This window comes from Erythrobacter sp., from assembly GCF_039988855.1.
Taxonomy (GTDB): Bacteria; Pseudomonadota; Alphaproteobacteria; order Sphingomonadales; family Sphingomonadaceae; genus Erythrobacter.
Window position 1 is genome coordinate 36,428 of sequence record NZ_JBDXIY010000002.1, and the last position, 23,192, is coordinate 59,619.

A 23,192-nucleotide genomic window follows, 5' to 3' on the forward strand; every position below is an offset into this window, starting at 1 on the left:
ATGGACGGTGAAACAGCAATCGGACTGCAAGGCGCGCGCAGTGATGGCAGCGCCCCAGCAATGCGGGGCGCCCGCCAATCGCCGCGTTGGTGGCGCGAACTCAACGTATTTTTAAGGCGGACAAACGCGTTCCGTGCGTTTGAGTGGCTTTCTTTAGCCGCTCTGATTTTGGCCGGTGCGGCCAATTACCTTGCCTACATGAATACGCCCGAGGATGCTGGCGCTCTACCGGCATTGCAAGTTTCGATCCTGCTTGTGTCGATCCTTGTGCCTGCAATGGCAATACTGGTCTTTATTGGCCGGCGCGTCGCGCTTGAGAGAGCGGCAGGCAGCACGGCTCGGCTGCACGTGCGATTGGTGTTCTTCTTCTCAATGGTGGCCGCAGTTCCGACATTGTTGGTCGCGGGCTTCGCAGCGTTTTTGTTTCAGACAGGTGTTGCTTTCTGGTTTTCCGATGAATCTCGGGGGCTGCTTGAGAACGCAAACGGACTTGCTCAAAGTTATTACGATGCGAACCAACGTGATGTGCAGGAGCACACCATCACGATGGCTGTCGATATGGGTGAAATATTGCGGCGCTTGCCCATTAGCGACCCCGATTTTCCTGACTTTTACGCCTTTCAGGCTCAAGGACGGGAAATCAGTGAAAGCGCCATTCTTCAGCGCCTTGAAGATGGAACCTTGCGCACAGCAGCCATTTTGAACCTGATGGAGGACAACAGCCCATTAGCGTTTAGCACTGCGGCCCTTCCCCAACTTGATAAGGGCGACTTTGTTGTCGTCGAAGGCAGCGAGGAACGCATTGCTGCTATCGCGCCAATCGATCGCGAAAGTGGGATATATCTCTATAACGCACGCACCACCGAAGAGAGGATGTTCAACGATTGGGAGCGGGCCCAGGCCATCGGGACAGCATACGAAACCCTGACAAGCGAGGCGAGAACGCTTCAACTGCGCTTCAATATCGCACTTGTTGCAATGAGCCTTCTTTTGGTGGGACTTGCCGTTTGGTTCGCATTGAGGTTTGCCGACAGACAGGTTCAGCCACTGACCGAGCTTATCGGCGCTGCTAACAAGGTAGGGCGGGGCAATTTCTCTCTGCGTGTGGAGGGCCGCACTGGAGCCGATGAGATAGGCCTCCTTAACCGCGCATTTAACCGCATGACATCACAGCTCGAAAAGCAAACCGATGCTTTGGTAAGCGCAAACCACCAAATCGACGAACGCCGAGCCTTTATGGAGGCCGTACTTCAGACGGTCACTGCGGGGGTTATCTCGGTTGATGATGATATGCGCGTCCTTCTTATGAATGGCACGGCACAGCGGCTCTTTTGTGAAGATGAAATCGCCAATCCCGAAGGGCAATCATTAGGTGAGCTTTCGCCTGAGATCGTACAGATGATCCGCGAAGGCAAAGCACGCTCAATCATCAGTCATGCCAACAAAGGCGAGTTGTTTACCTTGGCTGTTACAATGGCCCCTGGGATCAGCGGTTATGTGATCACTTTTGAGGACATAACGCGGCAGTTGCTCGATCAACGGCAAGCGGCCTGGTCGGATGTCGCACGGCGTATCGCGCATGAGATCAAGAACCCGCTCACCCCAATTCAACTTGCAACCGAACGCCTCAAAAGACGTTATCGCAAACAGGTGGCAGATGAAGAGGGTGAGTTGTTTGATGAGCTGACAAGCACGATCGTTCGTCAGGTTGGAGGCCTTCGTAAGATGGTCGATGAGTTTTCATCGTTTGCACGGCTGCCCAAACCCGTTTTTCGGCGAGAAGACTCGCTTGATCTGGTTCGTCAGGCGGTCTTCCTTCAAGAAGTGGCGCATTCTAACGTTACGTTTGATGTTAAAGCCGACGATCTTTCAGAACGTGAAATTGCTTGCGACCGACACCAATTAGGCCAGGCGATGACCAATGTTGTCAAAAACGCGGTCGAAGCTGTTGAAGCGCGTGCGAATGAAGCGGAACCTGACTATCGCGGCCAAATCACGGTTACTATGGGCGATGACGGGGACCGTATCTCCATCATGGTCGAAGACAATGGCATTGGCCTTCCCACCGACCGTGAACGCATCCTTGAACCGTATGTTACCACGCGTGCAAAGGGGACCGGGTTAGGTCTCGCTATCGTGAATAAGATCGTTGATGAACACGGCGGGGACATGAGTTTTGCAAGCGCCAGCAATGGAGGGACGCGTGTCACCTTGCGATTTGCCCGCGCGCCCGAATCCAACGGGGAGGGCGAACTATCATGAAAACACGTTTTCAATTGGCAGATAAGTTGTTGAACCTCATTCCAAATTACACCTCTTCTTATGGAGATGCGCATGGCGCTTGATATCCTGATTGTTGATGATGAACGCGATATTCGCGAGCTTGTCGCCGGCGTTCTCGGAGACGAAGGCTACGAATGTCGCACTGCCGCTGAGTCCACAAGCGCGCTTGCCGCGGTCGATGAACGACGTCCGAGCTTGGTGCTGCTCGATGTATGGCTCCATGGCAGCGAGATGGACGGGCTGGAAACGCTAGATGCAATTAAGGCGCGAGAGCCAGATTTGCCGGTCATCGTTTTCTCTGGGCATGGGAACATAGACACTGCGGTTTCTGCGGTGCAGCGCGGCGCGATGGACTTTATTGAAAAGCCGTTCGAAGCCGAACGTCTTATCCTCCTTGTAGAGCGCGCGACCGAGACAGAGCGGTTGCGGCGCGAAAATACGCAGCTGCGAGAATCCAATTGGAGTGATCCTGACTTCACTGGCAATTCCCCCGCTATCAATACGGTTCGCGCCACCCTGAAACGGGTCGCCAACACAGGCAGCCGCGTGATGATCACGGGGCCAGCAGGCGCTGGTAAAGAAGTCGCCGCCCGTATGCTTCATGCATGGAGCAATCGGGCCGATGCGGCGTTTGTTTTGGTGAATTCAGCGCGGATCACCCCAGAGCGTTTTGAACAAGAGCTTTTCGGCGAGGAGGCTGATGGAAGACAGGTTAAACCCGGACTCCTCGAGCTGGCCGACGGTGGCACTTTATACCTCGACGAAGTCGCGGACATGCCGCTTTCTACTCAAGCGCGGATATTAAGGGTTCTGACGGAACAAAGCTTCCTGCGCGTTGGAGGGAGCCGCCAAATCGGCGTTGACGTTCGAGTGGTATCCTCGACGTCACGCGATCTGACGCTCGAAATGGAAGAAAAGCGTTTTCGTGAAGACCTTTTTTACCGGCTCAATGTAGTTCCCGTCGCGATCCCGTCTCTTGCTGAGCGGCGCGACGATATTCCTGCGCTCGCGGATCACTTCTTTACTCGCTATTCCAGTGATCAAGGAATTCCGCCGCCCGTTATCAGCGAAGAAGCAATGGCGGCGCTTCAGGCATACGACTGGCCCGGAAATGTTCGTCAATTGCGCAATGTTGTGGAACGCACGATTATCATGACACCGCGTGAACGGTTGACGAGTGTTGAAACCGATATGCTACCCGCTGAAGTGACGGGCGGCAGAATGGTGAACTCGGGCGAGGGTTTAACCGCAATGATGGGTGTGCCATTGCGCGAAGCACGTGAGAGTTTTGAGCGGGAATATTTAACAATTCAGATCCGGCGGTTTTCGGGAAACATTTCAAAAACGGCCACCTTCATAGGAATGGAACGGTCTGCATTACACCGCAAACTCAAGATTTTAGGCATGGCCGACCGGCGGGATGTTGAACGCAAGTAAACACGAACAGTTGAATCAACGAGGCCGCACCATATAATTGTTTAGCAAATCAGCCATTGCGGCTTTGATATGCAAGCCCCATTATAGAGGCGAATTGCTCCTGAAAATAATGAGGGGGTGATGAAAATGCGGACCGTAAAGACGGCTGCCAATAATAGGAGCATATTATGTCCAGTGGGCGAACTCTCTCTCCACGCCCCCGTTCAGTAACCGCCGAAGCGCCAGCGAAGCAATCAGGCGGCGGCGGGAAACAACAAGGCAATTTGCAGGACGCGTTCCTGAACCTTCTGCGCAAGAACAAGACACCTGTCACAATGTTCCTTGTGAAAGGCGTCAAACTTCAGGGCATTGTCACTTGGTTTGACAATTTCTCAATTCTTCTGCGCCGTGATGGTCAATCGCAGCTTGTGTATAAGCATGCGATCTCCACCATTATGCCGGGCGCGAGCGTCGATGCAGAGCAATTCAGCAATCGCAGCGGTTCTGGAAAACAGCGTCTGCTTCAGGATGTGTTCCTCAGCCGCGTCAGCGAATCTGGCGTAGAAGTGACGATGTTCCTTGTTAACGGGGTCATGCTACAAGGCCGCATTGCCTCGTTTGACCTGTTCTGTATGTTGTTAGAGCGTGATGGCGCTGTTCAACTGGCTTACAAACATGCTGTCTCAACCATTCAGCCGGCAAGCCCCGTCGATCTGTCCGATGATCCCGATTATGCGGAGAGCGATGCTGACGAAGACGACGGCTATGAGGACGACTACTGAGTTTTGACGAAACCTTGATGGATGAGGTAACGCGCGGTGCGCGGTGCCTTGTCTTGTACCCAGATATCAGAACCTTATCCTACGATCTTGATGCTAAGGATCGTCTGGCTGAGGCTGAAGGGCTAGCGCTGGCGATCGGTGTAATCATCGCGCACAGCACCATCTTGCCTGTGCGCCAGATGCAGCCAAACACTTTGTTTGGTTCCGGTCAGGTGACCAATATTGCGACCTTGTGCGAACAGCATGAGTGTGAATTGGTCATTGTCGACGGCGCTCTATCACCCATTCAACAGCGTAACCTCGAGGACAGGCTCAAACGCAAAGTCATTGACCGTACCGGACTAATTCTGGAAATCTTTGGGGAGCGTGCAGCGACTGCCGAAGGTAGGCTACAAGTTGAACTTGCACACCTTGATTACCAGCAAAGCCGCCTCGTTCGGTCATGGACACACCTTGAAAGACAACGCGGTGGTTTCGGATTTCTAGGCGGCCCAGGGGAAACCCAAATCGAAGCCGACCGACGGATGATACGGCAACGTATGGGCCGGTTGCGCCGTGAACTTGAACAGGTGCGCAAGACCCGCCAACTTCACCGCGCAAGGCGGGGAAGGGCACCTTGGCCAGTGATCGCACTCGTAGGTTATACCAATGCAGGAAAATCCACACTTTTCAATTATTTGACCGGCGCAGATGTGATGGCAGAAGACCTGCTTTTCGCAACGCTTGATCCCACCATGCGAGCGGTCAGCCTGCCCGGAGTTGAAAAGGCAATCCTGTCCGACACCGTTGGCTTTATCTCAGATCTTCCAACCCAGCTCGTCGCCGCTTTTCGCGCCACTCTCGAAGAGGTGACGGGGGCGGACATTATCTGTCACGTACGCGATATGGCAAATCCGGCGCACGCGGCGCAAAAGAAACAGGTTGTGGAGATATTGGCAGAACTTGGCGTGGTCGATGCCGAGACCGGTCATAGCGACATTCCGATCTTGGAGATTTGGAATAAGGCCGATCTCCTAGATGATGATCGCGCAGCGGAACTCCTGGAAGCAGCCGTAGGACAAGATGCCGTGGTTGTTTCGGCCCTAAGTGGCGGCGGCTTAGAACAGTTTGAATCGCGTATTGCGGAAATCCTGACCGAAAAAGCGAGTGAGGTCACCGTAACCCTTCCCGTTGCAGACGGGCGACGAATTGCCTGGCTTCACGCTCATGGTGAAGTGATTGCCGATGAAGATGCTGGGGAGGGGGAGAAGGGCCCGTTGCGCCGAATGATCGTCCGCTTGAACCCAAAGGAAATGGGTCAATACACAACGCTTTGACACTGAATTCAGGCACTTTTTTCCTTGGCCTTTACCTTCTGCCAATAGGATTCTTGTTGATCGAGCGATAGTTCGGCGAATTCCAATCCATCGGCGCTGGCTAAACTTTCCATAGCATGAAAGCGTGTTTCAAACTTATGGTTTGAAGCTCTCAATGCGGCCTCCGGCTCGATGCCATATCTACGAACAATATTGACGGCGACAAACAGGACGTCGCCTGCCTCCATCAGCTTGTCATCACCATTCGCGGCTTCCAATTCCTCAAGTTCTTCCTCAAGTTTAGCGAGCGGCCCTTTGATATCATGCCATTCAAAGCCAACACGAGCGGCGCGTTTTTGCAATTTATCTGAGCGCATTAGTGCAGGAAGAGTGTTCGCTACACCGTCAAGAGCGCTGGAATTTCCCGCTGAAGCGCGTTCACTTGCTTTTATATCTTCCCAGCGCGCATTCGTCATTGTGTCGCCTTCGGAGCCAAAGATGTGAGGATGGCGGCTCTCCATCTTCTCACTGATGGTCCGTGCGACGTCTTCAAAACTGAATTCATTGGCTTCATTTGCCATTTGGGAGTGAAACACGACCTGGAGGAGCAAATCGCCGAGTTCTGATTTGAGATCGCTCATATCATTGCGTTCGATTGCATCTGCCACTTCATAGGCTTCTTCGATTGTATATGGTGCGATTGTTTTGAAGTTTTGCGCGGTATCCCATTCGCAGCCATCCTTGGGATCGCGCAAACGGGCCATAATCTTGAGCAGACGATCGATCTGAGGAGTCTCAAGGGGTTGGGTCACGCGGGACTGCTCCTAGGCTTGTATATCAGGTTGATAATATATATTATGTTAAATCAAAACAAAGTAACCTTAAGGGTTAGCTAGGCAACCTCGCCCCAAGCAATTCCGCGATCACAAACAATCCAGCAAAAATCGCAAGCCATACAAGCGCCAACTGGGCCATCTTGTTCCAACCAAGCTTGAAGCTTGCAAGCGCGCTGCCGGCAAGGATCAACCAACCGAGCATTGCCACAATCGAGATAATCATCCCTTCGTTCATGCTGTCATCTCCAATCCGTCATAGCCGACCGTCACAAAGTCCGGCACTTCGTCGCACAATGTCTGATAATCCATGCTCTTGTCGAGATGGCTAAGCACAAGCTTCTTCGCTGAAGACCGCTCTGCCAACTCAATTGCCATCGCCAAATGAGCATGAGTAGGATGCGGTTCGCGTCTCAGGCAGTCGCTCACCAGAACATCTACATCACCGCACAAATCCACCATATCATCGGAAATACACGAAAAATCAGTGGTATAGGCAATCGACTTGCCATCTGCATCAAATCGGTATCCTGTGGTTTCGCCCGGCCCATGCTCCATTTGGCACCATTCGACGCCAAACCCTGCAACCATTCGCAACCGATCTAACGTGTCGATCGTGCACATGGTCGGATAACCTTCTTGGCCTGCAAAAACATAGCCAAATCGCTGCCGAAGTCGCCGGACAGTTTCCGTATGCGCATAGCCTGGAATTGGTCCACCGCGCCCGTATCGAAGGACGCGAAGATCATCAATTCCGTGGCAATGATCGGCATGATCATGCGTCCAAAATACTGCATCTAAATGGTTGATTTTATTTGAAAGAAGCTGCGCACGGCAGTCTGAACTTGTGTCGATCAATATCCGTGATCCGCTATCGCTTTCGATTGCGATGGAAACCCTCGATCGCCGATTGCGCGGTTCGCTTGGATCACATGCGCCCCAATCGCCTGTACCATCCTCGCCGCCAACGCGCGGAACGCCGGTGGATGTGCCCGAGCCGAGCATGATGACTTTCACAAGCCAGCCTTTGCAAAAAGCTTGGTGAAGTTGCGCGTCGTTTGCTCAGCCAGTTCTTGCGGCTGAACACCGCGCAATTCGGCAACAAAGCGGGCTGTGTCTGCCACAAACGCAGGCTCGCATGATTTGCCGCGATGTGGGACTGGAGCAAGAAACGGGCTGTCTGTTTCGACGAGAAGCCGATCGTCAGGAACTTTTTGAGCTACAGCCTGTAAGTCTTTGGCATTCTTGAAAGTCACAATGCCAGAAAGCGAAATAGTCAGCCCAAGATCGAGCACCTTACGCCCAAATTCCGCCGACGCAGTGAAGCAGTGGATCAAAGCGGGAAATGCGCCCTTCTCCATCTCTTCAGCCAGAATTTCATGCGTATCATCCTCGGCATCACGGGTGTGAATGACGACTGGCAGCTGCGTTTCTCGTGCAACATCAATATGCATTCGGAAGAGGTCGGCTTGCACCTTCCGGTCAGAAAACTCGTAAAAATAGTCGAGCCCGGTCTCACCAATTGCGATCACCCGCGGATCTGTTGTCGCTTTCAACAACGCTGCACGCTCGAGATCTTTGTGATCATCGGCCGCATGAGGGTGAATGCCAACGCTCGCAAAAACGTCCGGCTCCCGGTGCGCCGTTGCGACAACTTGCGCCCACTCTGACTTTTTGGTCGAGATATTGAGAAATGCCCCTACCCCCGCGCCGCGTGCACGGGTCAGAACCTCTGCTTGGTCCTCGACAAGCCCCTTATACTCAAGGTGACAATGGCTATCGATGAGCATTAAGCGCCCTCCTCGTCTTCCTCTGGGAGTTCGAGACGCGGGAATAGAGGGCTCGGCTTTTCTATCTGGAAACCGCCTTCGGCCAGAGGCGAATACCAGTGCGAGCGGATGCCCTGATAGGTGCGGAGAGCATCAGAAACCCCAAGCATATCCAGAAGTTTACCGGCGCTTTCGGGAATGACGGGTTGGATCGCGACTGCCAATTGCGCAATGCAGATGTAGAGCGTTGCAAGGACAGTTTCCATGCGCTCTGGATCGGTTTTGCGCAGTGCCCAAGGGGCTTCTGCATCGATGTAGGCATTGCACGCAAAGACAGCCTGCAACCAAAGCTCGACTGCCTGTTGTAGGGCCAGCTCTTCAAAGGCCTGGGGGATATCCTTGGCAATGGCTGTGTCCACCGTCTGGAACAGAGCGTTATCCGCATCAGTATGACCGTGAATAGCCGGGAGATTTCCGCCGAGGTTCTTGGCCATAAAGCCAAGCGTGCGCTGAGCGAGATTACCAAATGCATTGCCAAGCTCGCCATTCGAACGCTCGACAATTGCCTCGGGTGAGTAGGTGCCATCTTTCCCGAAGGCGACTTCGCGCATGAGGAAGTAACGCAGGGTATCGACGCCAAAAGTCTCAGCCAATTCAAGCGGATCGATGACATTGCCCAGGCTCTTGCTCATCTTCTCACCGCCACGGGCAAGCAAGAAACCATGCCCAAACACCTTCTTTGGCACAGGCAATTTGGCGCTCATCAAAAAGGCAGGCCAATAAATCGTGTGAAAGCGGACAATATCCTTACCGATTAGGTGCAGGCTTGCGGGCCAAAACTTCGCCATATTCTCGGTCTCTTCGGGAAAACCAAGACCGGTCAAATAGTTGGTGAGCGCATCGACCCAGACATACATGACGTGGTTGTCAGAACCCGGAACCTTCACCCCCCAGTCAAAACTGGTTCGGCTTACGGATAGATCGCGAAGCCCGCCTTCGACGAAGGCGATCATCTCATTGCGGCGGCTTGCAGGTTCAAGAAAACCCGGTGTTTTCAGTAGCTCAAGAATTGGTCCTTGATATTTCGAGAGCCGGAAGAACCAGCTTTCCTCTACTGTCCATTCGACTGGCGTATCTTGCGGGGAGAGCTTTTCACCGCCCTCGCCTTCTTTAAGCTCGGTTTCGTCGTAATAGGCTTCGTCGCGGACCGAATACCAACCCTCATAGCGGTCCAGATAAAGGTCGCCTGCTTCCTCCATCCGCTTCCAAATGGCTTGACTTGCGCGGTGGTGGTCGGGTTCAACCGTTCGAATAAATCGGTCGAAGCTTATGTTGAGAGCATCATCCATCTCTCTGAAATAGCCGGACATTTCATCGGCCAGCTCACGCGCTGTGCGGCCTTGTTCCTCGGCTTTACGAGCCATTTTGAGGCCATGTTCATCCGTGCCGGTTTGAAACCGCACATCGCGCCCCTGAAGGCGTTGGAAACGCGCGATGACATCCGCAGCAATCCCCTCATAAGCGTGCCCGATATGCGGACGCCCGTTCGGGTAATTGATAGCTGTGGTGATATAGTAAGGTGTGTTGTCAGCTTCTGGCATGGGCTTGCTCGCTAGAGACATGGGCGCGGCAGAGCAAGGTACCGATTTCAAGTGTTAGCAATCCAGTGTCAAAATTATAGCTCGGCATTTGCCCTGCGAGTGTTACCAACTGGGCGTGGGTTTCGACCAATGCAGCACGTTCAGCCGAACTCTCAGAGGTCCGTGCCCGCTTTGCAACGATTGATTGTGCCAGCTCAAAGATTGCCGCCAGACGCTCTCGATCGGCACGTGGGCCAATAAGCCGCGAAAGTTCGCCGCGGCCTGTCATATCCGCGTCGGGTTCCTTTAAGAGTCGTGATATATGGTCAGCAACCGGTTCCAGCTCTTGCTCGGCAAATTCAAGCGCTGCGCCAAACGACCCTTCTGCCGCTCCAATGGCAGCCTGCCGGTTGCCGTGAACCCCTGCGTCATTCAGCATCCTTTGCATCTGCCCTTCGTCTAGGACCGGGAAACGAAGAACACGGCAGCGAGACCGAATGGTGGGCAAAAGGCGCGCAGGGCGGTGCGTAACCAACACAAAGAATGTGCCAACAGGAGGCTCTTCTAAGCTCTTCAGGAGCGCATTTGAGGTGGCTCGTTCCATATCGTCGGCAGGGTTGATGATAACCACCCGCCGAGAGCCCAAAGTTGGCCGTACATTCAAACGACGCTGCATGTCGCGGATCTGGCCGATACGAATGCTGCGCGCGAGTTCAAATGGCTTACCTGCCTCTTGGGCTGACTGCGCCTTTTTGTCCTTGGGACCATATGTCACGGACATAATGTCGGGATGATCACCGCTCGGTTGCGGGATACCCTCCTCTACGACCAACTCACGTGCTGCGGCAGAGGCAAAGTCGTTCTTGCCCAGCCCTTTTTTGCCGGCAAGTATCCAACCATGATGCATCCGCGCACCGGCCATCGCGCTTCGCCATTCGCGCCATGCCTCATCGTGATTGGGCCAATTGGTCATCGAGGCAGCTCCTCTAGAAGAACAGAAAGCGCCAATATCAATTGTCGATGAACTTCGTCCGGAGAGCCAGTGCCATCTACGAACTTGAAACCTGCAGGGTCGCTTTTCGCTAATTCACGGAAACTTTGCGCCACCGCATCATGATATTCGGCACTTCTCCCCCCGATGGCATCACTGTTGTCGCCGTCGCGCGCTGCCAAACGCTCCCGGCGCACTGCATCATCAACTTCGAGCAAGATGGTGCAATCAGGTCGCATGCCGTGACTTCCAAATTTGTGGAGCGCGGTGATGGCGTCATCGCCAAGGCCCCCTGCGCCGCCTTGGTAGGCCCGGCTTGAATCGACGAAGCGGTCGCTGATTACCCAAGCGCCTTCTGCAACGCGCGGCCGGATCAGGCGGTCAACGTGATCGGCCCGGGCAGCGGCAAACAACAACGCCTCAGCCTGAGGATTCCAGCCCTCGCCTGGGGGATCAAGGAGCAGTGCGCGAATGGCTTCTGCACCTGGCGTCCCGCCGGGTTCGCGCGTGACCGTAACATCTAGGCCGTATGTTGAACGCAAAGTTTCGGCGAGCATCCGGCCCTGTGTCGACTTTCCGGTCCCCTCGCCGCCTTCGAGCGCGATGAATTTGCCGGTCGCGGTAATGCCGTTCATGAAAACCACCCCGCAATGCCATTCCAGATGCGCATCACAAACCCAGCCTCCGCGACATCGTCCTGCGCCACAAGTGGAATATTTGCGGGCTGAGCTCCCGGTACTTGGACGACCAATGTGGCCACCTCAGACCCCGCGACAATCGGCGCATGGAGCGGGCCATCATAGGCAATAGAAAGTTTGACATCTGTTTCGCTTCCGCTGGGAAGGTTGACGAAGACTGGCCTCACGGTAGCCAAATTGACACTGGTGCGGTCCCCATTTTGCACGCGCGCTGATCCAAACACTTCGTCTTTCCGCGCGACTTGGACACGGTCGAATGCACTAAAGCCCCATTCGATCAATCCGCTTGCCGCGGCAGCTCGGACATCCTGACGGTTTGTCCCTGCAACAACTAGAACCAACCTTTGCCGCCCGCGTTTGGCAGAGCCGAGGTAACCGAGGCCAGATTCATTGGTGTATCCCGTTTTGATACCATCGGCGCCTTCAACGCGCCCAATCATTGGGTCCCGGTTGCTTTGCGCAATGTTGTTGTACCGAAAGCCCTCCTGCCCGACATAGCGCGCGTATTTCTGCGGGTGACGGCTAATCAAGGCTTTGGCCAGTTTGACCAGATCAGAGGCATTGGTGAAAGTTCTGCCTTCGTCAGGCCAACCGTTAGGGGTCCCGAAGTGGCTATTGGTCATTCCAAGGGCTCTTGCCCGTTCGTTCATGCCGTCCAGCCATGCATCAACGCTCGCGGCTTGACCTTCCGCAAGCGCCATCGAACCATCGTTGGCAGAGATATTGGCAATCCCCATCAAAAGATCATCCACCAGCACTTGGTCGTCTGCGCCGATAAACATGGTTGAACCCTTGCGGTGCCACAGGGACCATGTCTCTTCATTCATCTGAAACCGTTGACGCGGGTCCAGATTGCCCTCTTCGATCAGCTCAAATGCATGGAACAACGTCATGACTTTGGTGATGGATGCAGGGACGAAACGGCGGTCTGCCTCGCGCGAAAATAGCACTTGATCGCTCGTAACATCCACCAGAAGCGCAATGGGCACATCCTCTGGCGACGCGATCGTTGCAGGGGTTTGTGCCAAAGCGCTGCTAGACGGCGCAAGGCCCAGCTCCATCATGGTCAAAACGCCAAGAAGTCGCAAAACGATGCGTTGAGGATTCGCAAGACCTGTCACGCGTTTGATCATACGCCCTGTCTAGCCCGGAAGCGAGAGTGCCCGCTCCCTTAGTTCACGATTTCATCAGCCAAAAGCCCAACGCTCATCGCGTAATAGTTTGAGCAATTGTATTCGAGGATCACACGGTAATTGCCCGTTAGAAGATAGGCGGGTTTCCCCGGACCATCGGGCTGGAACAGGGAAGTCAGCGTATCGTCTGGCAAAGGACGCTGAGGCTGAACCCCAAGCGCACGCCATTCTGCGACCGTTTTCCATTGGCTATGGCGTTCGTGAACGCGCGAACACACCGGCGAAACGAGCTTGTTTTTATACGCATCCACATCAAAGCCGGTGGGCACAGATGCCCGCACGCCCCATGGCTGTCCTGTCCGCCACCCTGCATCACGAAAATAGTTTGCAATCGAGGCAAAAGTATCTGCGCGGTTGTTGAAAATGTTGGCGCGCCCATCGCCATCGCCATCGGTGGCAAGACGTAAATATACCGACGGCAGGAACTGCGGATTGCCAAAAGCGCCGGCATAACTCCCAACCAGTTGTTGACGTGAAAACCCCTTGTCAGCAACTTTCATCAACGCGATCCATTCGCCTTCGAAAAGCTCCCTGCGGCGGCCTTCCCATGCAAGGGTTGCAAGGCTTCGTGATAGGTCGAAATCCCCGCGAATACGGCCATAGCTTGTCTCATGACCAAAGATGGCAATGACAATTTGGCCGGGCACACCGTATTGCTGCTCCACTGCGCGTAACATGCTGCGATTGTTCTGGAATTCGCGGCGACCGCTATTGATCCGTGTCGCATTGACGTGGGTCGCGATATAGGGCGCCATGGCAGGATAGCCGCGGCGCGTTGGCCGGCCGGGTTGACCTTGATCCAAACGAATAACGCGCGGGTTGGGCGTCAGGCCCGACGTCATGCGTTGCAGTGTGGCTTCGGAAACACCTTGTGCGCGTGCTCGGGCCTTAATCAACTCCAAATAGGCATCAAATGCGATCCCATCGCGCGCCGCAACTTGCGCGTTCGCGGGTTCAGTTGGGGCGACCTGTGTGAAGGCCACTAAAGCCAATGTTGCGGCTGAAAGGAGGCCGAGCGATGCAGATTTGCTAAAGTTCATTTGTGCTGTTTCTTAAATCCAAGTTGAACTGAGAATGAGCGCGTCAAAGTTGGGTGTTTTCGTAATCCGTGGTGATCGCATGTTTGACGATAAACGCATAGTCCTCACCGCAATTCCATCTTGTTCAACACCAATGCGCCGCACAAGTGGCACCCTCTCATTTATCAATATCTGATCGATGTGCCGATCTGTTTGAGAGCTGTGTTTGCCGTTAGTGAGGGATTTATCTCCAAATTTTCAAAAAGTGGGGTGACAGAATCAAACTACATCGCTAGCTCGCTGCCCCAAGCGGACAGTTGGCAGAGTGGTCGAATGCACTGGTCTTGAAAACCAGCAAGGGTGCAAGCCCTTCCAGGGTTCGAATCCCTGACTGTCCGCCACTTACTCCACCATCTAAATATGAAGCGCCTTCCCATAGGCATCGAGAACGCTTTCGTGCATCATCTCTGATAGGGTCGGGTGTGCAAAGACGGTTTGCATCAGCTCCGCTTCGGTTGTCTCCAGAGTTTTGCCCACGGTATAGCCTTGGATAAGCTCGGTGACTTCGGTGCCCACCATATGCGCACCGAGAAGCTCGCCAGTTTTCGCATCGAATACGGTCTTGATAAAGCCCTCGGCTTCGCCAAGCGCGATGGCTTTCCCGTTGCCGATGAAGGGGAAGTTGCCGACCTTCAATTCGTAGCCCGCCTCTTTGGCGGCCGCCTCCGTCATGCCGACACTGGCCACTTGCGGATGGCAATAGGTACAGCCCGGAATGTTGGAGCGATCCAGAGTGTGAGGGTGAACCTCTTTATTTCCAAGCTCTTTCGCAATCGCTTCGGCTGCGGTGACGCCTTCGTGGCTGGCTTTGTGGGCGAGCCACGGCCCCGGCGTGCAATCGCCAATGGCCCAAAGCCCGGCAGATTTGGTGCGCCCAAAGTCGTCAATTTGAATGAACCCGCGGTCCATCTCGGCAAGCGCGTCGAGCCCGATGCCTTCCGTATTCGGCACGATGCCAATCGCGGTGATAACATGGCTAAACTCAGTGGTTTCTACCTTGCCAGCCTTATCCTTGATCGTCGCAGTCACAGCTTTGTCGCTGACTTTGAGATCTTCAACACCTGCACCGGTCATGATGGAGATGCCTTGCTTTTTCAGGCTCTTCTCCAGAAAGGTTGACACATCCGCATCTTCAACCGGCACCACCCTGTCGAGCATCTCCACAACAGTTACATCGACGCCGATATCGTTGTAGAAACTCGCAAATTCGATCCCAATTGCGCCTGAACCAATGACCAAGAGCTTGGTCGGTTTCTCCGGCGGGGTCATTGCGTGACGGTATGTCCAAACCCGCTTTCCATCGGCAGGCGCAAACGGCAAATCACGCGCCCTTGCCCCAGTCGCCACGATGATGTGCTTGGCACTAAGGCTTTCTTCGCCCTTATCGCCAGTCACCGTCAACGAGGTTGGGCCGGTCAGTGTACCCTCGCCCATATGGACGGTGATTTTGTTCTTCTTCATCAGATGCGTGACGCCCTGATTAAGCTGCTTGGCAACGCCCCGACTGCGTTTCACAATCGCGGCAAGATCAGCCTCGATCTCTTTGGCCACAAGTCCATAGTCCGACGCGTGCTGCATCTGATGAAAGACTTCCGCTGAACGCAGCATCGCTTTGGTCGGGATACAGCCCCAGTTGAGACAGATACCGCCGAGCAATTCACGCTCAACAATCGCGGTTTTAAGGCCCAGTTGCGAAGCTGTGATAGCCGCAACATAACCGCCCGGTCCCGATCCCAATACGATAACGTCGTAAGCGTCTGACATTGCTTAATTACCTTCTGTTTTTGACACACTTGACACACAGTCCAAGGGAAGAAAATTCTCTTGCCCAAAAAGTGTGCCAATCTCACTTCTTTTTGAGGGGATTTGGAGCAATATCATCGCCCCTGCCCTCGCATGATCTCACGGCTGTAGGACAGCCTTTAAACAACACTTTCTCTCGCCGCTGCCATCGGCTTTAAAATCCAGAACCATCCGAGAACTGCATAGGCGTTAGCGGCAAGGACACTGGGTAGTCCAAGAAACAGGGCAGCGAAGGCTCCACCCAAGGCCACACATGCCAAGACCATCATTGCTCCCGCCAAATTCGCAGCAAGCAAGACAATGGAAATGCTCTCACTTAACCGTTGCGCAGCAAGGAAATAGGTTAAAAGTGCTATTGGCAGACCAACGAGAACACTCCCCATAAGAGCAAAGCCGATTAGCTTACTTGCTGCCTCCAGTTTGAACCCAGAATCCACATCGAGAGTGAGTAAGACTGACATGGGAACACCGGCTATCAAAGCCGCACAGATTGCAACTAGTGCTGCTTTGATGAGCACTGTTAGGCTCAAACAACCAGCCCCATTGGGTTCTCAATCAAAGTCCGAAGCTGATCCATTAATTTCGCCCCGTCCACGCCGTCAATCGCGCGGTGATCAAAACTGCCCGTGGCGCTCATCACGGTGGCAACGGTCAACTCGCCGTCAATCACATGTGGGCGTTGCTCGCCTGCACCCACGGCCAAGATCATACCTTGCGGCGGGTTGATAACGGCATCGAATTGCTTGGTCCCGAACATACCAAGGTTGGAAAGCGAGGCGGTGCCGCCTTGGTATTCGTGGGGTTTCAATTTGCCTTCGCGCGCTTTGCCCGCAAGTTCTTTCATCTCCGCAGAGATTTCGGACAGACTCTTGCGCCCAGCATCACGGATGATCGGAGTGATAAGGCCCGATGGCGCCGCAACCGCAACCGAAATATCGGCGCGTGAGTATTGGTGCATCACATCGCCTTGGAAAGACACGTTGCATTGCGGTTCGCGGGTAAGAGCGCGGGCGAGCGCTTTGATGATAAGATCGTTGACCGACAGCTTCACGCCGTCCGCTTCAAGCGCTTCGTTCAATTGCTTGCGCATGGCGAGAAGCGGGTCGAGACGAATATCCACGGTGAGGTAGATATGCGGGACGGTTTGCTTCGCTTCGGTCAAACGGCGCGCGATAACCTTGCGCACATTGTTGAGCTTTTGCTCTTCATATGGCGCGTCAAGATCATTTGCAGAGGCCACCTTCGTCGCCCCGCCCTGTTCCTGTTTCGGCGCTTCAACACCGGCAGCAGCAGGCACGTAATTGTCGATATCGGCCTTTACGATGCGGCCGCCTGGGCCCGTTCCTGTAACCGTTCCAAGATCAATCCCTTTGTGACCTGCAAGCTTTTTCGCCAGCGGTGAAGCGATCACGCGGTCGCCTGCGCCCGCAGTAGCAACCACAGAGCCGCCGCCTACTGCGGCCTCGACATCGGCCTTGATGATCCGCCCTTTCGGACCCGAACCTGTGACCGAATTAAGGTCCACACCTTCATGCTCGGCAATGCGGCGGGCAAGCGGGCTTGATTTTGGCGTACCACCGGAATTGGAAGTTGGTGCAGATTCTGACGCCGTTTCTGGCGCTGGCGCTGGAGTGGCCGCTGTGGATGTGGTGGGAGCGGGCGTCGTGGCAGAGGGCACGCTTACATCGCCGATATCCTCGCCTTCTTCGGCAAGCATGGCGATAACCGTTCCCACCGCCACATTCTCAGCGCCTTCTTCGATCAAAATCGCGGCAAGAACACCTTCGTCCACTGCTTCGAATTCCATCGTAGCCTTATCGGTCTCAATCTCAGCCATGATATCACCCGAAGTGATCTCATCGCCTACTTTCACAAGCCAGCGGGCGAGCGTCCCCTCTTCCATTGTCGGAGAGAGAGCAGGCATTTTCAGTTCAATCGCCATCGGCTTTGATGATCCCTATCTTTTGTTTGACCGTCTTTCTTTCCGTTACGGCTTGGTCCCATCGGGGGCAAGTGTTTGCATACGACTTCACCGTTTCTTATCCGCCATGCCTTGCAAAACCGGGCGTTTGGCTGGATATCACGTCATTATCGGGCGGGCCTAAGGGGCATTGATGCGCACATTTCTGGTCATCATTGATGAAAGCGACGAAGCACGCGCAGCATTGCGGTATGCAGCGCGTAGAGCGGTTCAGGTGGGCGGTGCTGTGCATTTACTCGCCTTTGTCGCACAGCAAAGCGTAAGCGCCTTTGGCGGGGTTCAGGCGACAATCGAACAGGAAGCCCGCGACAGAGCAGAAATGTTGGCGCACGGTGTTGCCGGCAATTTGCTCGCGGAAAGCGGGGTGATGCCCACTATTTCGGTCAAGATTGGCAATGGCCCAAAGATTGTGACCGAGTTTCTGGACAATCACAAAGAGGTCGCAGCACTCGTCCTTGGCGCAGCTAAAGGCAGCGCACCGGGACCATTGGTCACCCACTTCGCCGCGCATGCAGGGACCCTGCCCTGTCCTCTATACGTTGTACCTGCGCAGTATGATGAAAAGCGAAGCGACCACGAAGCCTAAGGCATCGAACTCAAACAAGCGACTGTGCCCGCTATTTGCGGCGGCCTTGGTTCCGGATGTTGCCGGGCCTCCCGCGCTTGCCATTGATGTATTTGCCCTTCTTAGGGCCATTGCCGGGACGTTTGTAACGCGGCGCTGGCCTTTTCCCTCGCGGCTCGATCACATTACCATCGGCGTCGAGCGTTGCGAACTTTAGCGCGCCAGTGAGCGCGTTGGCCTCGGCCAATTGAAGTTTCAGTCTGTCCCCAGACTTGTAAGTGGTTCCGCTGTCTTCGCCGATCAGAGCTTGCCCGGCTTCTTCATAGCGGAAATGCTCGCTGCCTAAGGTTGAAACAGGGACCAAACCATCGCCGCCAAGACCTTCAATAGTTGCGAAGAAGCCAAAGTTCTGAACTCCGGTGATGCGTGTATCGAACTGCTCGCCAACTCGGCTTGATAGCCATGCTGCGACGTAGCGGTCGACCGTATCGCGCTCGGCTGCCATTGCGCGGCGTTCCGATTGGCTGATGGTGTCGCAGATCTCTTTGATATTCGCACGGTCCTTGTCAGAAAGGCCGCTGCTATCTGGCAAAGAACCGGGAGGTTTGGGTTGTTCCAACTTGTACGCGTCGACCAAGGCCCGGTGCACCAAAAGGTCGGAATACCGACGAATGGGCGAAGTGAAATGCGCATAGGAACCAAGCGCAAGCCCAAAGTGTCCGGTGTTCGCAGGGCCGTAATAGGCCTGTGTCTGGCTGCGCAGCACCGCTTCCATCAATTGCGCCTTCTCACTTTCATCCGTAATGTCAGCAAGCAAGCGATTGAACAAAGACGGCGTAATAACTTGGCCTAACGAGAGCTTCTTATCCAGCGTCGCCATATAGTCCCGAAGGGCGATCATTTTCTCGCGCGCGGGAACTTCATGATTGCGATAAACGACAGGCGCATTCTTCGCTTCAAGCGCTTTGGCCGCGGCCACATTGGCAGCGATCATAAAGTCTTCGACCACCCGGTGTGCATCCAGCCGTTCTCGAACAGCGATCTCCGCAATTTGCCCTTCATCATTCAACATGACGCGGCGTTCGGGTATCTCAAGTTCTAGTGGATCACGCTTTTTACGGGCCGCAGCTAGGAGCTTCCAAGCGTCCCAAAGATTGGCGAGATATTCCGGCGGGGTGCCGGTATCCACTTGGGTCTGCGCATCTTCGTACGCGATATTGTGGTGGATGCGCACAATTGCCCGTGTGAACCGCTGAGTTTTCACCTGACCTGAGGCATCGATATGGACATGACAGACCATCGCGGCGCGGTCTTCGCCCTCTCGTAAAGAGCATACGTCCGCAGAAAGCACTTCCGGCAGCATCGGCACCACGCGGTCAGGAAAGTAAACCGAATTGCCGCGCTTTCGCGCCTCTTTGTCGAGCGCAGAGCCAGGGCGTACATAAAAGCTGACATCCGCAATCGCGATGAGAGCGTTATACCCGCCCATACCATCGGGCTCTGCCCAAATGGCATCATCGTGATCGCGTGCGTCTGCTGGATCGATTGCGACGATGGGGACATGACGCAAGTCTTCACGGGCTTTATCCGAAAGAGCCAAGGTAGCGGCCCGCTCTGCACTTTCGTGAACGCCATCGGGAAAAACGTGGGGAATACCGTGTTTAGCGATAGCGATAAGGCTAAAGCTTTTGGGCGCAAGCGGATCGCCTACGACCTCTACCACTTTGACACCGGCGCGATCCGATCGGCCTGCCTTTTCAGCGATTACCAACTGGCCTTCTTCGGCGCCGCCCAAATCCACAATCTTGGCCGAATTGCGCACCCGTTTATCGACCGGCGCAAGCCAAGGTGTGCCCGTGCCGTCCAGTTCGACCACACCCATCAGACCTTCGGTGCGCGCAGGTAGTTTCTTCATGGGAAAAGCGGTCCAACCTGAATCGCTTTCCTCTGTTCGGCTAAGCACACGGTCACCGGGCTTAAGTGCGGGCATTTGCTTCCCACTGCCCCGGCCTCTGGGTGGTTTCATTTCTTTTAGCGTAATGCGTGGAGGTTCACTTGGCGCATCAGGCGACCAATTGTCGGGGATCGCAATCGCTTCGCCATCCTCAATCTCGATCACACGAAGGACCGTGACTTTGGGCACTCCGCCCATACGATGGTATGCGGTCTTCTTACCGTCGATCAGCCCTTCTTCTGCCATGTCTTTAAGAAGGCGCTTAAGCGATATTTTCTCCTGTCCTTTGAGCCCAAACGCGCGTGCAATTTCGCGCTTGCCCGCGGGAACATCACTCGCTTGAATGAACTCAAGAACTTGGCGCTTCGAAGGCATCCCTTGGGGAAGCTTGGGTGAACGGCCTGCCATCAGCCAGTTTTGCTAGGCAACAGCCCACCAACGATAACCACCAAATATCCAAGCCCCACAAATGACACGCCGGTGCTTATCCAAGTTTGCGTATTAAGTCCGTCTGCCATGGATTGCATCATGGCGATTTCTACCTGGCTTTCATCGACACCATTTGATGCAAGAGTCATCGCGTCCCCAACAGACGAAGCGACAAATCCAAAGCTGGCAAAGGTGCTAATGCCAAAGGAAACAAGAATAACAAAAAGGACCCACCACCAAAATGTGGGGCGGTCGTCCTTCCCTTGAATATTCAAGAGGTTGGCAAACCCATGTTTAATCGCATCACCCATAACAAAACCCCATAAATTAATACGCGCGTGCCACCAAAATCCGTTCCACTGCTGGCTTGCCTGAAAAAATGCATACCCCATCGGCGTCATCAGCATCGCGCGGGACATTGCGGAATGTAAGTTTCTCAGCCTTCAGCTTTTCAACCACAGCTTCGAGTTCATCGCCGCTTGGTTTTGCCCATTGCACCTCTACCCATCCCGGATATTTCCCGCCTTTGCGGAATGAGTTCACGACATCGTGCCAATCGGTCATGCCGCGTGTGATTTTGGCATCCCGGTGTGCCGCCGCTTCGTCAAAAAGCCCTGCCTGAATCTCTTCAAGGAGCGCGGCTGCACCGCTTGCAAACTCATCACGCGGTATGAAGGCCATCACAGGCTTGCCCGTATCCGCATTCCACAACGCATCGCGGCGCAGCACGGCAACCTTGCCGTTCTCCATATCGCGTGGGCCCACTTCGACGATAACAGGCGCCCCTTTTTTGACCCATGACCAGCGTTTGCTTGCAGCCTTGCCGGGTGTCTTGTCCAACAATACGCGCACGGGTTCACCCAGTGCGGTTATGCCCGCCAGCGATTTGCGAACTTCCTCGCAATATTCGAGCACAGCTTCATCTTCTGGCTTATCGCGCAGCATAGGCAGAATGATGATCTGATGCGGCGCAATGCGTGGAGGTACGCGCAGGCCGTCATCATCGCCATGCGTCATCACAACGCCGCCAATCATCCGGGTGGAAGTCCCCCAGCTGGTAGTGTGGCAAAGCTGCTGCTGGCCCTCTTTATCTTGATAATGAATCCCTGCAGCGCTCGCGAAACTGGTGCCCAGATAATGTGAGGTGCCCGCTTGGAGCGCTTTTCCGTCCTGCATCATGGCCTCGATAGACCATGTTTCATCCGCTCCCGGAAAACGCTCATTCTCGGGCTTCTCACCCGCGATCACGGGCATGGCGAGGTCTTCCTCGACGCAGGCTCGGTACATTTCGAGAGCGCGGTGTGTTTCTTCCAGCGCTTCCTCACGCGTGGCATGCGCCGTGTGGCCTTCCTGCCAAAGAAATTCACTGGTGCGCAGGAACATCCGAGTGCGCATTTCCCAGCGCACGACGTTCGCCCATTGGTTGAGCATTAAAGGAAGGTCGCGCCACGATTGAACCCAGCGCGCCATTGCATCACCAATGATGGTTTCTGACGTCGGCCGCACTACAAGGGGCTCTTCCAGCTTGGCTTCGGGATCAGGGATCAATCCGCCCTTACCATCACCAATCAAGCGGTGGTGCGTCACAACGGCCATTTCCTTGGCAAAACCGTCGACATGGTCTGCTTCGCGCTCAAAATTGGCGAGCGGAATGAACAGCGGGAAATACGCATTCGCAATTCCGGCTGCCTTGATCCGGTCATCCATGAGGCGTTGGACACGCTCCCAAATGCCATAACCCCACGGCTTTATCACCATGCAGCCGCGCACCCCGGATTCTTCAGCAAGATCGGCTGCGCTGATCACCTCTTGGTACCATTTGGCGAAATCGTCTTCGCGCTTCACATTGAGCGCGTGGCGAATGTTGGACACGTCGAATTTCCTGTTATTTTCGAGCGGGTAATTTGCTCCGCGGCGATTGCCGCTATTTACCTAATTCGTCTAGCTTCTTTTGCATCGCGGCCATTTGCTCTCGCAAAGCAGCGATCTCAGCGTTTGACCCATCTTGCTGATCGGTTTGCGCTTTCTTGGTCGCGGGTTTTCCGCCCACTCCTGGAATGAAAGTCTGTGCCGCAGCGCGCATCATGGCCATGTTGGTTTCATGAATAGCGCTCAGTGGATTATTGGCCATGCCCTTTTCAAAGGCCTCACGAATTTCGCTCTGTTTTTCACGAAAATTGGTGACGGTTGCCTCAAGATAAGATGGCATCATGCTCTGCATCGAATTGCCATACATAGAGATCAATTGGCGAAGGAAACTGACGGGCAACATCTGCTCGCCATTGGCTTCTTCATCCATGATGATCTGCGTTAGGATCGAATGCGTGATGTCTTCACCCGATTTTGCATCGAAAACGGCAAATTCGACATTTTCGCGGACCATAGAGGCCAGATCTTCAAGCGTGATGTAGCTTGATGAAGCCGTATTGTAGAGGCGCCGATTGGCGTATTTCTTGATGACAATGGTGTCTTCTGAGACATTCATTGCTGCATCAGCGTTCTTGCGAGCCATAACGTTTCCCGAGATAGTTATGCTGCGGT

Annotated in this window: 21 protein-coding genes and 1 tRNA gene; 6 read left to right on the top strand and 16 right to left on the bottom strand. The window is 54.5% G+C overall.

Features of this window, described 5'->3' with window-relative positions:
* The first annotated feature begins 60 nt into the window (after positions 1-60).
* From ABJ205_RS01235 to hflX, 4 genes are all read left to right on the top strand, one after another.
* A complete protein-coding gene (locus ABJ205_RS01235; protein ID WP_348157115.1) occupies positions 61-2,262 on the top strand; it encodes an ATP-binding protein in 2,202 nt (733 codons plus the stop codon).
* Positions 2,263-2,334: 72 nt separating this feature from the next.
* Positions 2,335-3,720, top strand: coding sequence for a sigma-54 dependent transcriptional regulator (locus ABJ205_RS01240; protein ID WP_348157058.1), 1,386 nt, complete (start codon positions 2,335-2,337; stop codon positions 3,718-3,720).
* A 167-nt stretch (positions 3,721-3,887) separates the two neighbouring features.
* Positions 3,888-4,481, top strand: coding sequence for an RNA chaperone Hfq (gene hfq / locus ABJ205_RS01245; RefSeq protein ID WP_348157060.1), 594 nt, complete (start codon positions 3,888-3,890; stop codon positions 4,479-4,481).
* Positions 4,482-4,498: 17 nt separating this feature from the next.
* A complete protein-coding gene (hflX, locus tag ABJ205_RS01250) occupies positions 4,499-5,797 on the top strand; it encodes a GTPase HflX (RefSeq protein WP_348157063.1) in 1,299 nt (432 codons plus the stop codon).
* An 8-nt stretch (positions 5,798-5,805) separates the two neighbouring features.
* On the opposite strand, the gene mazG is transcribed toward hflX, so the two are convergent.
* The 9 genes from mazG to ABJ205_RS01295 form a co-directional block, all read right to left on the bottom strand.
* The gene (gene mazG, locus ABJ205_RS01255; RefSeq protein ID WP_348157065.1) at positions 5,806-6,588 is read right to left on the bottom strand and encodes a nucleoside triphosphate pyrophosphohydrolase; all 783 of its coding nucleotides are present in this window, start codon (positions 6,586-6,588) and stop codon (positions 5,806-5,808) included.
* Positions 6,589-6,664: 76 nt separating this feature from the next.
* Positions 6,665-6,847 carry a hypothetical protein gene (locus ABJ205_RS01260; RefSeq protein WP_348157068.1) on the bottom strand — a complete coding sequence of 61 codons (183 nt, stop codon included), beginning with the start codon at positions 6,845-6,847 and terminating at the stop codon, positions 6,665-6,667.
* The gene (locus tag ABJ205_RS01265) at positions 6,844-7,626 is read right to left on the bottom strand and encodes an MBL fold metallo-hydrolase (protein ID WP_348157071.1); all 783 of its coding nucleotides are present in this window, start codon (positions 7,624-7,626) and stop codon (positions 6,844-6,846) included. The genes ABJ205_RS01260 and ABJ205_RS01265 overlap by 4 nt, the downstream gene beginning before the upstream one ends.
* A complete protein-coding gene (locus tag ABJ205_RS01270) occupies positions 7,623-8,399 on the bottom strand; it encodes a TatD family hydrolase (RefSeq protein ID WP_348157072.1) in 777 nt (258 codons plus the stop codon). The genes ABJ205_RS01265 and ABJ205_RS01270 overlap by 4 nt, the downstream gene beginning before the upstream one ends.
* The gene (metG, locus tag ABJ205_RS01275) at positions 8,399-9,979 is read right to left on the bottom strand and encodes a methionine--tRNA ligase (RefSeq protein ID WP_348157074.1); all 1,581 of its coding nucleotides are present in this window, start codon (positions 9,977-9,979) and stop codon (positions 8,399-8,401) included. Before metG ends, ABJ205_RS01270 begins: the two co-directional genes overlap by 1 nt.
* Positions 9,966-10,931 (bottom strand): DNA polymerase III subunit delta', encoded by a 966-nt coding sequence (locus ABJ205_RS01280; protein WP_348157077.1) that lies wholly within the window; start codon positions 10,929-10,931, stop codon positions 9,966-9,968. The genes metG and ABJ205_RS01280 overlap by 14 nt, the downstream gene beginning before the upstream one ends.
* Positions 10,928-11,584 (bottom strand): dTMP kinase, encoded by a 657-nt coding sequence (gene tmk, locus ABJ205_RS01285; RefSeq protein WP_348157080.1) that lies wholly within the window; start codon positions 11,582-11,584, stop codon positions 10,928-10,930. Before tmk ends, ABJ205_RS01280 begins: the two co-directional genes overlap by 4 nt.
* Positions 11,581-12,780 (bottom strand): D-alanyl-D-alanine carboxypeptidase family protein, encoded by a 1,200-nt coding sequence (locus ABJ205_RS01290; RefSeq protein WP_348157082.1) that lies wholly within the window; start codon positions 12,778-12,780, stop codon positions 11,581-11,583. The genes tmk and ABJ205_RS01290 overlap by 4 nt, the downstream gene beginning before the upstream one ends.
* Positions 12,781-12,818: 38 nt before the next feature.
* Positions 12,819-13,880 carry a lytic murein transglycosylase gene (locus tag ABJ205_RS01295; RefSeq protein WP_348157085.1) on the bottom strand — a complete coding sequence of 354 codons (1,062 nt, stop codon included), beginning with the start codon at positions 13,878-13,880 and terminating at the stop codon, positions 12,819-12,821.
* 290 nt (positions 13,881-14,170) lie between these two features.
* On the opposite strand from ABJ205_RS01295, the gene ABJ205_RS01300 reads away from it, so the two are divergent.
* Positions 14,171-14,260, top strand: a tRNA-Ser gene (locus ABJ205_RS01300).
* Between the two features lie 13 nt (positions 14,261-14,273).
* On the opposite strand, the gene lpdA is transcribed toward ABJ205_RS01300, so the two are convergent.
* From lpdA to ABJ205_RS01315, 3 genes are all read right to left on the bottom strand, one after another.
* Positions 14,274-15,683, bottom strand: coding sequence for a dihydrolipoyl dehydrogenase (lpdA, locus tag ABJ205_RS01305; protein ID WP_348157088.1), 1,410 nt, complete (start codon positions 15,681-15,683; stop codon positions 14,274-14,276).
* A 158-nt stretch (positions 15,684-15,841) separates the two neighbouring features.
* Entirely contained in the window at positions 15,842-16,183 is a 342-nt protein-coding gene (locus ABJ205_RS01310) for a hypothetical protein (RefSeq protein ID WP_348157091.1), read from the bottom strand.
* 65 nt (positions 16,184-16,248) lie between these two features.
* The gene (locus tag ABJ205_RS01315) at positions 16,249-17,664 is read right to left on the bottom strand and encodes a 2-oxo acid dehydrogenase subunit E2 (protein ID WP_348157094.1); all 1,416 of its coding nucleotides are present in this window, start codon (positions 17,662-17,664) and stop codon (positions 16,249-16,251) included.
* 172 nt (positions 17,665-17,836) lie between these two features.
* Here ABJ205_RS01315 and ABJ205_RS01320 point away from each other — a divergent pair, with 172 nt between their 5' ends.
* Entirely contained in the window at positions 17,837-18,289 is a 453-nt protein-coding gene (locus ABJ205_RS01320; RefSeq protein ID WP_348157097.1) for a universal stress protein, read from the top strand.
* Positions 18,290-18,320: 31 nt separating this feature from the next.
* On the opposite strand, the gene rnr is transcribed toward ABJ205_RS01320, so the two are convergent.
* The 4 genes from rnr to phaR are packed head-to-tail and all read right to left on the bottom strand — an operon-like array spanning position 18,321 to position 23,163.
* A complete protein-coding gene (rnr, locus tag ABJ205_RS01325; protein WP_348157100.1) occupies positions 18,321-20,630 on the bottom strand; it encodes a ribonuclease R in 2,310 nt (769 codons plus the stop codon).
* The gene (locus tag ABJ205_RS01330) at positions 20,630-20,962 is read right to left on the bottom strand and encodes a hypothetical protein (RefSeq protein WP_348157103.1); all 333 of its coding nucleotides are present in this window, start codon (positions 20,960-20,962) and stop codon (positions 20,630-20,632) included. Before ABJ205_RS01330 ends, rnr begins: the two co-directional genes overlap by 1 nt.
* A gap of 16 nt (positions 20,963-20,978) precedes the next feature.
* The gene (gene proS / locus ABJ205_RS01335; RefSeq protein ID WP_348157105.1) at positions 20,979-22,523 is read right to left on the bottom strand and encodes a proline--tRNA ligase; all 1,545 of its coding nucleotides are present in this window, start codon (positions 22,521-22,523) and stop codon (positions 20,979-20,981) included.
* Between the two features lie 52 nt (positions 22,524-22,575).
* Positions 22,576-23,163 carry a polyhydroxyalkanoate synthesis repressor PhaR gene (gene phaR / locus ABJ205_RS01340; protein WP_348157108.1) on the bottom strand — a complete coding sequence of 196 codons (588 nt, stop codon included), beginning with the start codon at positions 23,161-23,163 and terminating at the stop codon, positions 22,576-22,578.
* Between the last annotated feature and the right edge of the window lie 29 nt (positions 23,164-23,192).